The sequence below is a fragment of the Romboutsia sp. D33t1_170424_H2 genome, from assembly GCF_015669105.1.
GTDB classification, from domain to species: domain Bacteria; phylum Bacillota; class Clostridia; order Peptostreptococcales; family Peptostreptococcaceae; genus Romboutsia_C; species Romboutsia_C hominis.
Genome location: NZ_JADOZQ010000001.1, coordinates 368536 through 381369 on the forward strand (window position 1 = coordinate 368536; position 12834 = coordinate 381369).

9 protein-coding genes are annotated in these 12834 nt (G+C 27.6%); 4 read left to right on the forward strand and 5 right to left on the reverse strand.

Translation table 11 applies throughout. The features are described 5' to 3' along the window. Window positions 1–6 precede the first annotated feature (6 nt). Together I4U66_RS01870 and I4U66_RS01875 are read right to left on the reverse strand one after the other, a co-directional pair. A complete protein-coding gene (locus I4U66_RS01870; protein WP_166505075.1) occupies window positions 7–969 on the reverse strand; it encodes a calcium/sodium antiporter in 963 nt (320 codons plus the stop codon). Window positions 970–1157: 188 nt separating this feature from the next. After that, window positions 1158–2093: a magnesium transporter CorA family protein gene (locus tag I4U66_RS01875; protein ID WP_092926682.1), complete on the reverse strand. Its 936-nt coding sequence runs from the start codon at window positions 2091–2093 to the stop codon at window positions 1158–1160. Between the two features lie 377 nt (window positions 2094–2470). Between I4U66_RS01875 and I4U66_RS01880 the strand changes: the two genes are divergently transcribed. Further along, window positions 2471–3601 (forward strand): aldo/keto reductase, encoded by a 1131-nt coding sequence (locus I4U66_RS01880; protein WP_195928346.1) that lies wholly within the window; start codon window positions 2471–2473, stop codon window positions 3599–3601. 148 nt (window positions 3602–3749) lie between these two features. Here the strand turns inward: I4U66_RS01880 and I4U66_RS01885 are convergent, their stop codons facing one another. Next, window positions 3750–4805 (reverse strand): NAD(P)H-dependent flavin oxidoreductase, encoded by a 1056-nt coding sequence (locus tag I4U66_RS01885; RefSeq protein WP_166506228.1) that lies wholly within the window; start codon window positions 4803–4805, stop codon window positions 3750–3752. Between the two features lie 588 nt (window positions 4806–5393). Here I4U66_RS01885 and I4U66_RS01890 point away from each other — a divergent pair. The 3 genes from I4U66_RS01890 (at window position 5394) to I4U66_RS01900 (ending at window position 9865) form a co-directional block, all read left to right on the forward strand. Then, on the forward strand, window positions 5394–7409 hold the full coding sequence (locus I4U66_RS01890; protein ID WP_195928347.1) for a sigma-54 interaction domain-containing protein: 2016 nt from the start codon (window positions 5394–5396) through the stop codon (window positions 7407–7409). A 382-nt stretch (window positions 7410–7791) separates the two neighbouring features. Then, window positions 7792–8526 carry a gamma-glutamyl-gamma-aminobutyrate hydrolase family protein gene (locus tag I4U66_RS01895; protein WP_092926674.1) on the forward strand — a complete coding sequence of 245 codons (735 nt, stop codon included), beginning with the start codon at window positions 7792–7794 and terminating at the stop codon, window positions 8524–8526. A 31-nt stretch (window positions 8527–8557) separates the two neighbouring features. Next, window positions 8558–9865, forward strand: a complete 1308-nt coding sequence (locus tag I4U66_RS01900; protein ID WP_092926672.1) for an APC family permease — start codon at window positions 8558–8560, stop codon at window positions 9863–9865. 79 nt (window positions 9866–9944) lie between these two features. On the opposite strand, the gene typA is transcribed toward I4U66_RS01900, so the two are convergent. Next, a complete protein-coding gene (gene typA / locus I4U66_RS01905; protein WP_092926670.1) occupies window positions 9945–11768 on the reverse strand; it encodes a translational GTPase TypA in 1824 nt (607 codons plus the stop codon). A 400-nt stretch (window positions 11769–12168) separates the two neighbouring features. Continuing rightward, entirely contained in the window at window positions 12169–12777 is a 609-nt protein-coding gene (locus I4U66_RS01910; RefSeq protein ID WP_092926668.1) for an acetate uptake transporter, read from the reverse strand. Between the last annotated feature and the right edge of the window lie 57 nt (window positions 12778–12834).

Consider the following 12834-nt stretch of genomic DNA (forward strand, 5'->3'; position numbering starts at 1 on the left):
GTATTTTTACCTTGAAACTAAATATATCATATATATAAAATATGTAGTTATTAAAAATAAACTTTCGTACTTTGTTATTTCTTTATCTTGAACAACAAATATATAAGAAAGTATTATAGCGCATATCATAAATATACTATCCAATATTAGTGCAGGCTCTAGAGATAAAGGAGAGATAAATGCTGATGCACCTAAAATAAATAAAATATTAAATATATTAGAACCAATTACATTCCCAACAGCAATATCGTTTTCACCTTTAGTGGCTGCAATAACAGATGTAATAAATTCTGGTAAAGAAGTACCAAGTGCTACAACTGAGATACCAATTAAGTGATCACTTACGCCAAAGGAATAAGCTATATTAGTTGCACAACTTACAACCATTTTCCCACCAATTATAATAGCTATAAGACCAACTCCTGAAATTAATAAAGACTTAGCTAAAGAATTATCTATAGATATAGAGGCTATATTTGTATTTGCTTCTAAAAATTCATAACTTTCTTTTAGTGACAAGTTTCTATTTCTTAATGCTTCTTTTATCATATCATATAAAAATAGTAAAAATAACAATAAAAGTATCATACCATCAATACGACTTATAGTTAAGTCTATTGACAAGTATAAAGCTATCATAGAGGTAATTATAAGTATTGGCATCTCCTTTTTTACTATTGATTTTCTAACCTGTAAATTTTTAATAAAAGCAGTTGTACCTAAAACCATCAATATATTAAATATATTAGAGCCAATAATATTTCCTAGAGATAAACCATTTTGATTATCTATAGAAGCTATTATACTAACTGAAACTTCAGGTAATGATGTACCAAAAGCTACAATAGTAAGTCCAATTAAAATTGGAGGAATTTTTAGTATAGTGGCAATATCTGATGAACCGTCAACAAAGTAGATAGCCCCTTTTATAAGCAGTAAAAAACCGAAAATTAGTAATATGTAATTCATACAATTACCTCCCAAAAATAAATAAGTAAATATAAGTTCACGCAACTTTATAATAAAAAACCTCCAAGGTAGAGCATGTCTGCCTCGAAGGTCTTGATTTATAAAAAACTTGTTAATCAAGTTATTTTACAAGGGTTCTATAATATATGAAAATTATATTATAGAATATATTAAAATTAATTGTTATATTATAATAGCTTATTTCTAGACATAAAGAATGTAACAACTAAGCAAATTAAAGCAGTAATAACCATTACAATCCAAAATCCATTAATATGATTTGCATAAGGAATACCTCCAACGTTCATTCCAAAGAAACCAGATACAATAGTAGGTATAGTAGTTATAAGAGTAACAGATGTTAAAAACTGCATAACATTATTTTGATTATTACTAATAATAGCACTAAAAGCATCCATAATTCTACTTAATATATCTCCATATATAGTGGCCATCTCTAAAGCCTGTTTATTTTCAACTATAACATCTTCTAGCAAATCTTCATCGTCAGAGTATTTTTTTATACTAGTAGTACGAACCATTTTATTTAAAACTAGTTCTATAGCTTTTAAAGAAGTAGAAAAATAAACTAATGATTTTTCAAGTTCTAGAAGCTGTATAAGTTCTTTATTTTTCATAGATTTAGTAACTTCTTTTTCTATAACGGTAGTTATTTTATTTATTTTTCTTAGATAATATAAATAATAACTAGCATTTTTATGAAGAATTTGAAGTATAAACCTAGTTTTTTTATAAGTGTAAAATTCTTTTATATGGCCTACAATAAAATCATTTATAATTTTAGTTTGAGCAGAACATACAGTAAGTATTGCATTTTCACACATTATTATACCAATAGGAATAGTAGTATAATGAGTTGAATTTACATCACTTTCATCAACTGGGATATCAATAAGTATAAGTGTATGATTATCTTCGACATCTATTCTAGAGCGTTCCTCCTCATCAAGAGCAGATCTTACACTATCTTCATCTATATTTAATAAATCAACTATCTCACTTATTTCATTTTGATTAGGTTCAACAAGATTTATCCAACAGCCATTTTCAAATGAATTTAACTTTTCTAATTTGTTGTCAATAGTCTTATAGTATCTTATCATGGCAACACATCCTTTATTCAATTTTATATAAATCTTATCACTTAGTATTATTAATTAAATGACTGATTTATATAAGAAGATAAGTAAATTAGCCATTTAAAAGATAATAATAAGTGATGCTTTTTAAATCAATATCCCCCAAAGGACTTTGATCCATTTTCCATCACTCTCCTATTAAAAATAATATTAAAAATTTTATATCCTTTAAATAGGATACCTTGTTATCAAACATAAATCAAGTTTTCAGTTAAAAATATATTAAAAAAATAAAGAATATAGCATGATTTATTTGATTAATAATAAAAAATTGTAATATATAGGAAAAATTATTAAATATAATATAAGTAGATAATATTTTTAGAGGGGGAGGAAGTAATATGAGATATAGAGAAATCGGAAATACTGGTGAAAAAGTGTCTATATTAGGATTTGGGTGTATGAGGTTTCCATTAAAGGATAATAAAATAGACAAGAAAAAATCAAGGGAAATGCTTATATATGCAATAGATAACGGTATAAATTATATAGATACAGCATACCCATATCATAATGGAGAAAGTGAAATATTTGTAGGAGAAGTATTAAAAGATGGATATAGAGAAAAGGTTAAATTAGCGACAAAGCTACCTTCATGGCTAGTAAATAAAAGAGAAGATATGTATAAATATATATATGAACAATTAGAAAAATTACAAACTGACTATATAGACTTTTATTTAATACATAATCTAAATAAGAAAGATTATACTAGATTAAGGAAAAATGGGTTATTTGATTTTATAAAAGATATAAAAGAAAGAGGAATAGTAAAACATATTGGTTTTTCATTTCATGATACATTAGATGTATTTAAAGAAATAGTAGATGACTATGACTGGGAATTTGCCCAGATACAGTATAATTACATAGATGAAGATTATCAGGCAGGTACAGATGGACTTATGTATGCTCGAGAAAAAGGATTAGGTATAGTTATAATGGAACCGCTTCGAGGAGGAGCATTAGTAAATAATTTATCTAGTGATATAACAAATATAATTAATAATAGCTCAACTAGTAGAAATGCTGTAGGATGGGCTTTTAAGTTTTTATATGATAAGAAAGAGATAGATGTAGTTTTAAGTGGAATGTCAAGTTTAGAACAAGTTGTAGAGAATATAAATATAGCTTCTAAGGAAGGTATAAAAGAATCTATGAGTAAATATGAAAAAGAAACGATAAAAGAGCTTAGAGATATGTTTAAATCCAAAATAAGAGTAAATTGTACTGGATGTAAATATTGTATACCATGTCCAAACAGTGTTAAAATACCAAACTGCTTTGAATTATTAAATAATGCATTCATGTTTAATGATATAGGAAAAAATAAAGAACAATACAATATGTTTTTAGTAGGGTCGGGAAATGATGCAAAAAAATGTGTAGAATGTGGATTATGTGAAGAGAAATGTCCTCAACATATAAATATAATAGAAAAGTTAAAAGAAGTTAAAGATACATTTAAATGATAAAAATATATTAGTTTTAGAAAATAAAAATAGACTAACATATGTTAGTCTATTTTTATTTTAAATTTTTAGCTTTAGAATTAGGAAATAGCCCTAGATTTAGGAGTGTAAGAGCATTTAAATACAATTAAAGCTAAAATTTAATTATCTATAACTTAGAAGTTAATTCTCTTATAACCTCATCAACAGAAGATAATTTATCTACTTTGTAGGCATTTTCACCACAAAATAGCAATCCATTATCAACATCTCCTTTTACTGCATTTATAAGAGCTTCTGATATACAATAAGGAGTAGTTTTAGGATTACAAGGAATTAAACAATTATAGCATTTAGTTATTTTAGGTGATGATATAGAATTACGTTCTATAAATTTATTGTGTATTGCACGACCAGGCATTCCAACTGGACTTACAACTAAATTTATATTGTCTTTAGTAGAATTTATATAGGTTTGTTTAAATTCATAAGATGCATCACACTCATAAGTTGCAACAAATTTTGTACCTACTTGTACACCACTAGCACCTAGATTTATATATTTTAAAACATCATCAGCACTGAATATGCCGCCAGCGGCTACCACTGGTATTTCTTTATTATATTTAACACTATAAGCTTTGGTAATTTTTAGTATATCTACAAATTCTTTATCATAATTAATGCTATCTATATTTTCTAGTTCACTTTTTTTGTAACCTAAATGACCTCCAGCTTTTGGACCTTCAACTATTATTAAATCAGCTGTAGTTTTGTCTTTTTTGTCCCACATTTTTAGGATAACACTACAAGCTTTAGCAGTTGAGACTATTGGTGCAATTTTTACTTTAGAGCCTTTAATTAAAGAAGGTAATTTAATAGGAAGACCAGCCCCAGATATTATAAGGTCAACACCAGAGGAAATAGCTTCCTTTACATGTTCTTCGTAGTAGTTCATAGCTACCATTAGATTAACACCTATTATTCCTTTATTAGAATTTTCTTTAGCTTTTATTATATGACTTCTAAGGGCCGATAAGTTAGCTCTTAGAGGGTTATATTCAAAATCTTTTTCATCATAGCCAATTTGTACGCCAGATATAACTCCTATACCACCAGCACGACTTACAGCAGCTGCAAGGGAAGATCTAGATACTCCTATACCCATTCCACCTTGTATTATAGGAACTTTAGCTATTAAATCTCCAATTTTTAATGCTTTAATAAAAAACGCCTCCTTAATATAAAAAAAATTATATCAAATATTAATACCAGGTACTAATAATATTATATAATAAATTGTAAGAAAATAACAAGTAAATTTTTAGAAAAATAAAGATATTGTATAATGATATATTATAAAAATTTAAAAAGGTTACAATATTTAAACTATAAATAAATAATAAAAAAGTACTATAATGTATACATAGTAAAAAATAGGAAAAACTAATGAATATACATGAAATTTCAAAATAAATTCATAAATACTTCATATATTAAAGATATAATATAAGCAAAGGAGTGATAGATATGGGTATAATACTTATAACAGCAGTAATAGTTTGTGTTATGTATGGATTAACATTCTTATCATGTTTAAGCGAGAATCACATACTAGATGATATAAACCAATAGACGACATAAAATAAAATATTAAATAGATATAGAATAAACATAAAAAAGAAGTTTGCTATAAAAATAGCAAACTTCTTTTTTATAAAAGACAAATTAAGTATAAATTAGATATAATAGTGGATAATTAGATAACAAAAATTAAAAAATATATAATACAAAGTAAAAAGGGAGACTTAATATGAAAACAATAGGTATAGTTACAGATGGATTATCCACATTAGAGGTCTTTTTAAACAACAATATAAAGATGATATTCAAAGACAAATTAAAAATAAACAATTATTTTTTTAATAATCTACAAAAAGGTCAAAAAATCGATGATGATATAATTCTTGTCATGCTTAGAGATAGGTCTATAAAACTAAAAAATTATATAGATGATAGCAAGAAAATAATAATAATAAATAGAAGTGTAAAGCAAAAAGATATATACAGACTGTTTTCACTACCTAGAAATATAGATGTGTTAGTTGTAAACGATAACAAGGAAACAATACTTGAAACTATATCCATGCTATACCACATAGGTATAAATCACTTAAATTTAATTCCCTATGATAAAGAAAAAGAATACAAGGATATTAAAGTTTGTGTAACTCCTGGTGAAACACACTTAGTTCCTGATTATATAGAAGAAGTAATTGATATAGGGCATAGATTTATAGACATATCTACATTTCTACAAATAATAACCAAACTAAAAATCGATGAAAAAGAAGTAACACAAAGACTAATAAAATACTCTGAAGAAGTTATTAGTATACATTCAGGAATAAATCATACCTATAAAAATCTTACAGTAGAAAATGATGAGCTAAAATCTATTATAAAGTTATCTAAAAATGGTATGATATTACTTTCAAATGAAGGTATTATAAAAGTCCTTAATGAAAGTGTGAAAAATATTTTAGATATAAAAGAAGATATAATAGGTAAAAACATTAAAAATTTAGATGATAAAGAATTAAAAGATATATTAAATAAAGATAAGACAAAAGATGATAATGTTATTAAATATAAAGATAAGTATATAACAATAAACAAGCACACAATAAATAGCTTTGGTAAAAATATAGGGTCATATTTTTGTATACAAGAGGTAACTTATATAAAAAAATTAGAACAAAATTTAAGTAAAGTTCTTAAAGATAAAGGTCAAGTAGCTAGATATACTTTTGATGATATTAAAACTAATTCTATAAATATGGAAAATACAAAAAAGTTAGCCAGAAAGATATCTAAATCAGATTATACAGTTTTAATAACTGGTGAAAGTGGAACTGGAAAAGAGTTGTTAGCTCAGTCTATACATAATGATTCAAATAGAAGTAAACAACCTTTTATAGCTATAAACTGTGCTGCTATGCCTGAAAATTTATTAGAAAGTGAGTTATTTGGATACGAAGAAGGAGCATTTACTGGTGCATTAAAAGGTGGTAAAAAAGGACTATTTGAACAAGCTCATAATGGAACTATATTTTTAGATGAAATAGGGGATATGCCTATGTATCTTCAAACAAAGTTACTTAGAGTACTTCAAGAAAATCAAATTATGCCAGTTGGAGGACAAAGCGTAATAGATATTGATGTTAGAGTAATAGCAGCAACAAATAGAGATTTGCTTAAAATGATAAAAGAAGAAAAGTTTAGGGCAGATTTATATTATAGAATAAATGTATTACCTATACACATACCTCCACTTAGAGAGAGAAAAGAAGATATAGATATGATGCTTAAACATTTTATAAAAAGAAAAATTAAGGTAAGTGAAGATGTAAAAATTATAATAAATGATTATGATTGGCCAGGTAATATAAGAGAGTTAAGAAATACAGCTATGTATATAGATACTATGGCATCAAAAGATGAAGTTACTACAAATGATTTACCTCATAATCTAACTAATATAAAAAAGGATTATAAAAAAGATATAGATTATATAAAAAATAGAACATCTTTAGAAAAGACAGTAAAGGTAATGAAATGTATCAAAAATCATAATGACTTAAATAAATCATTAGGAAGAAGTGCTATACTTAAAGAACTTATAAAAGAAGATATACTAATAAGTGAAGGTGAAATTAGACATATATTAGAAGTATTAAAAGGAAGAAATATTGTAGTATCAAAAAGTGGTAGGAAAGGAAGCGAATTAAGTCAAAAGGGAATAGAGGTGCTTAAGTTATTAAAATAGGCAGTTAAGTAGGCAGATTTAACTGCCTATTTAACCTATAAATATATTTTAACATTATGTATTATTTAATAAGTAAAGTAAAAGTTTTCCTAAAACAAATATTGAAAAAATTTTTATGATTATTGCTATTTTTCTATTGAAAATATTCATGAAACTAGACTAAATTAACTCATAAAATGAGTGTATACCTTTATTAGAAGAACATCTGAAAATGTATAAAATTAAAAAATATATTAAGTTAATGGACTTAAAAATTATACAAAATATCTAAATATAAAAAAATAAAATACAAATTTGGCATAGTGTTTGCTTAAAGTAATTGATGTACAAAAGATTATAGTTATAATCTAAAAATAATAGAAGAATTGGAGTGCATTAATTTATGACAAACAAAAAGCCTATAGTAGGTATATCAGGTAGCCTTATAATAGATGAAGGAGGAATGTTTCCAGGATACGAAAGAGCATATGTAAATAATGACTATGTTCAATCAGTCGCTATGTGTGGGGGTGTACCTTACATAGTTCCAATGGTTTATAATGATGAAATAATAAGAGAACAAGTAAAAAATATAGATGCTCTTATTTTATCTGGAGGGCATGATGTAAATCCCTTAAATTGGGGAGAAGAACCACATCAAAAATTAGGTGGAATATTACCTAAAAGAGATGCTTATGATTTTAAATTATTAAAATATGCCTTAGAAATGAAGAAGCCAATTTTAGGTATATGTAGAGGAGAACAAGTTATAAATGTATGTGAAGGAGGTAGCTTATATCAAGACTTATCTCTAATAGATGGATGTTATATAAAACATAATCAAGGTCATTTATCAAATGTAGCTACACATACAGCCATAATAAGAGAAGGTACGAAGTTACATAATATATTAGGAGAAAGTGAGATACATGTTAATAGTTTTCACCATTTAGCTGTAAATGAGTTAGCTAATGGATATATAGTTTGTGCAGAATCTAAAGATGGAGTAATTGAAGCTATAGAAAAAGAAGGAGAAGAATTTGTATTAGGAATTCAATGGCATCCAGAAATGATGACAAAGGATTATCCTATCATGCAAAAGCTATTTAAGGCATTAATAACAGAAGCAACTAAATAATTATAAATATATATTTTGGTGGAGGAAGACTATGGAAAGTAGTAAAAAATTAGGTTTTTGGAGTATAGTACTTCTAGGCATTAACTCAATCATAGGTTCAGGTATATTTGGATTGCCAGGAGAGGCATATAAAATGATAGGACCTGCAAGTATTGTTGTACTAGTATTTTGTACAGTACTTGCAGTATCTATAGCGCTTTGTTTTGCTGAGGCAGGAAGTTGGTTTGATGAAAATGGTGGACCATATCTTTATGCTAAGGAAGCGTTTGGTCAATTTATAGGTTTTGAAGTTGGATTTATGAAGTGGGCTATAGGTATGATAGCTTGGGCAGCTATGGCAAACTTTTTTGCAATAACGATTTCTACTGTTTGGCCTCAAGCAGCAGATCCATTTACTAAAAATGTTATAATAGGTGTAGTATTAATAGGTCTTGGAATAGTAAACATAATGGGTGTACAAGCATCAAAAGTTTTAAATGATATAATAACTATAGGTAAACTTGTTCCATTAATATTCTTTATAGTTGTAGGAATTTTCTTTGTAAAAGGTGGTAACTTTAAACCGTTTGTAATTGTACCATCTGGTGAAGCTACAACAACAGCATTTGTTGCAGCTGCAATATCATTATTTTATGCATTTACAGGATTTGAATCTTTGGCAGTTGCAGCAAAGGATATGGAAAATCCTAGGGAAAACGTTCCAAAAGCTTTAATTACAGTGATGGCAATAGTATCAATTGTATATGTGTTTGTTTTAGCTATAAGTGTTGGTGTATTAGGTCCTAAGTTAAGTGGAGCAGCAACACCTGTAGCAGATGCAGCTAAATCAATGGTAGGTAATATTGGAACTTATATAATAACAATAGGAACAGTAATATCTGTTGGTGGTATAAATATAGCAGCATCTTTCTTAACACCAAGATCAGGGGTTGCATTAGCTGAACAAGGATTAGTTCCAAAGTGCATAGCTAAAAATAATAAAAAAGGTGCTCCATATATAGCAATAATAATAACAGTTGTTGGAACTCTTTTAATAGCTTGGTCAGGTTCATTTAAATTTTTATTACAAATAAGTGTTATATCTAGATTTATACAATATATACCAACATGTATAGCAGTATTAGTATTTAGAAAGAAATATAAAGATAAGCAAGTAAGATTTAGAATACCAGGTGGAGCATTTGTACCAATATTTGCAGTATTAATTAGTTTATGGCTATTAATAGAAGCAGGAATTAGTGACCCTATGAAGATAGTATGGGGACTAGGTGGATTACTAATAGCTGTACCATTCTATTTCTATATGACTAAAGTGTATAAAGTTAAAAATGTTGAATAATAAATAGTATCTAGAATTAATATTTTAGAAATATAAAAAAGAACACTTTAGAGAATTACTAAAGTGTTCTTTTTATAAACTATTTATTAGCTTGTCTAGATTTGTTGTATTTTAATCTATCATGCTCATTTAAGAATTTCTTTCTAAGTCTTATAGCATCTGGAGTTATTTCAACTAACTCATCATCTTCTATAAATTCTAAAGCTTCTTCTAATGTGAATGTTCTAGCAGCTTGTAACTTAACTGCTTCATCAGTACCAGAAGCACGAACGTTAGTTAATTTCTTATTTTTACAAGGGTTAACAGTCATGTCATCTTTTCTAGAGTTCATACCTATTATCATACCTTCGTAAACTTCAACAGCAGGGTCAACAAACATTTGAGCTCTTTCGCTTAATGCATTAAGAGCATAAGCCATAGTAGTACCAGCTGTTTGAGCTATTAAAACTCCGTTAGTTCTTCCAGGTATTTCACCTTTATGTTCTTCATATCTCTCAAATGATCTAACTAAAGAACCTTCTCCACGAGTATCGTTTATGAATTCACTTCTGTATCCAAGTAATCCTCTTGTTGGAGCGATGAATGTTATTTTAACATAGTCACCTTCTATTTCCATAGCTTCCATCATTGCTTTTCTTAGGTTTAATTTATTTATTACAGTTCCTGAGTAAACTTCTGGACAGTTAACTATAACTCTTTCCATTGGCTCTAATAACTTACCATCTTCTTTTATAAATAAAACTTCTGGTTTAGAAACACCTATTTCGTATCCTTCACGTCTCATGTTTTCTAAAAGGATAGATAAGTGAAGCTCTCCACGTCCTGATACTCTGTATCCATCAGTTGTGTCTAATGGCTCAACTTTAAGACCAACATTAACTTCTAATTCTTTGTCTAATCTATCTTTTAAGTGTCTTGTAGTTACGAACTTACCACTTTTTCCGCAGAATGGAGAGTCATTAACTAAGAAGTTCATAGATAAAGTAGGTTCTTCTATGTGTATCATTTCCATTGGAATTGGATTGTCACTATCACATATAGTTTCACCTATAGATATATCACTTATACCAGCTATAACAACTATATCTCCAGCATAAGCTTCATCTTTTTCAACTTGGTTTAATCCTTCATAAACTGTAAGCTTAGATATTCTTCCTTTAGCTACTGAACCATCAGCTTTACATATAGAAACTTGAGAACCATTTTTTATAGTTCCTTTGTAAACTCTACCGATTCCAAGTCTACCTACATAGTCATCATAAGCAAGTGCAGATATTTGTAATTGAAGAGGTTCTTCACTGTAATCAGGGTATGCTTCAACATGTTCAACAACAGTTTCAAATAATGGAGCTAAGTTAGTACTTTCATCGTCCATTTCTTTCTTAGCTATACCTTGTTTAGCTATACCGTATATTATTGGGAATTCACATTGCTCATCAGTTGCGTTTAAGTCAACGAATAAGTCAAATACTTCATCAACAACTTCTTCAGCTCTTTGATCTTGCTTGTCTATCTTGTTTATGAAAAGTATTGGTCTAAGTCCAGCTTCTAAAGATTTTTGTAAAACGAATCTTGTTTGAGGCATTGGTCCTTCACTAGCATCAACTAGTAATATAACTGTATCAACAGTCTTTATAACACGTTCAACTTCAGAAGAGAAGTCACTATGTCCTGGTGTATCTACTATATTTATCTTGTAGTCCTTATAGTTTATAGAACAGTTTTTAGAATATATTGTTATACCTCTTTCTGCTTCAAGGTCATTACTATCCATTACACAGTCTTTAACTACTTCATTATCTCTAAATGTTCCAGATTGATGCAAGAAAGCATCAACTAAAGTTGACTTACCAGCATCAACGTGGGCTATAACCGCTATGTTTATTATTTTGTTTTTTGACATTGAATATGCTCCTTTCGCATTAAAATAACTTATTTAGTATAGCACAGTATAACTGTGTATACAAGATACTAAAACTTAAAATAAAAGTATAACAATGAATATATTTTATGTAAAAAAAAATAATTTAAAGTTAATTTTAAAGATAAAAAATAAAAGTTAGTTTTTTTATCTAAGGGAAAATGTTTGTGGTAAAGGGTAGATATGTATTAAAAATTTTGAATAGAATTTAGATTGCATTTTTTAGTTTAATGAAAATAACAATGAGGAAATCAATAAATACAAATAAAAAATATTAATTAAATGAAAAAATCCTACCTATTTATATAGGTAGGATTTTAATGTCTAAAATATGTCTAAAAATTATTATAATATAAATTTAAAAATCTTAGTTAATATTAAATTATTTTTTGAATATTCCAAATGGCTTACCAACAGGTAAAAATACTCTTCCAAAATGAGCATTCAGTACTGAAGCAGCAGAACCATAGAATGAGAATACTGCTATAAGCATTTCTGAGTATGCAGCAAATGTATGAGTTGCTTCTGACATTATACCGAATGAACTTAAAGTAAGCCCTATAAATAAGCAGTCTATAAGTACAAATATTATAAATAATACTTTATGTGTCTCCATTGCACCTATAGTCATATATAAAGTAAATATTAGGTAACCTAAGTATGCAAAACCTAATTGCTTAACATCTATAGTAGAAGCTAAAGCTTGTCCAAATACTCCATTTTGAATTAACCATACTAATCCAACTGAGTACCAGAAAAATGCATATCCACCAAATGCAGTAGCTCCAAATGTATTGTTATGTTTAAAATCGTTTATACTTGCCATTAATTGGGCAGATGCTCCTAAAAATATTGCCCATGGGATAACAAAAGATACACCAGAAGTTAATCCTAACTTTTGAGATGATGCAACTAATGTTATCATTGCTAATCCAAAAAGCCCTAATGCTGAAGGATCAGCAGTTACAACTTTAACTTTAGTTTCGTTCATGATTTCCTCCAAAAAAATTTATTTATAATTATATAAGTTCATCTTTGTATACAATAT

Coding starts and splice junctions, on each gene's coding strand:
- typA (WP_092926670.1), bottom strand. CDS start 11,768: ATGTCAAAAAACAAAATAATAAACATAGCGGTTATAGCCCACGTTGAT.
- I4U66_RS01870 (WP_166505075.1), bottom strand. CDS start 969: ATGAATTACATATTACTAATTTTCGGTTTTTTACTGCTTATAAAAGGG.
- I4U66_RS01875 (WP_092926682.1), bottom strand. CDS start 2,093: ATGATAAGATACTATAAGACTATTGACAACAAATTAGAAAAGTTAAAT.
- I4U66_RS01880 (WP_195928346.1), top strand. CDS start 2,471: ATGAGATATAGAGAAATCGGAAATACTGGTGAAAAAGTGTCTATATTA.
- I4U66_RS01895 (WP_092926674.1), top strand. CDS start 7,792: ATGACAAACAAAAAGCCTATAGTAGGTATATCAGGTAGCCTTATAATA.
- I4U66_RS01900 (WP_092926672.1), top strand. CDS start 8,558: ATGGAAAGTAGTAAAAAATTAGGTTTTTGGAGTATAGTACTTCTAGGC.
- I4U66_RS01890 (WP_195928347.1), top strand. CDS start 5,394: ATGAAAACAATAGGTATAGTTACAGATGGATTATCCACATTAGAGGTC.
- I4U66_RS01910 (WP_092926668.1), bottom strand. CDS start 12,777: ATGAACGAAACTAAAGTTAAAGTTGTAACTGCTGATCCTTCAGCATTA.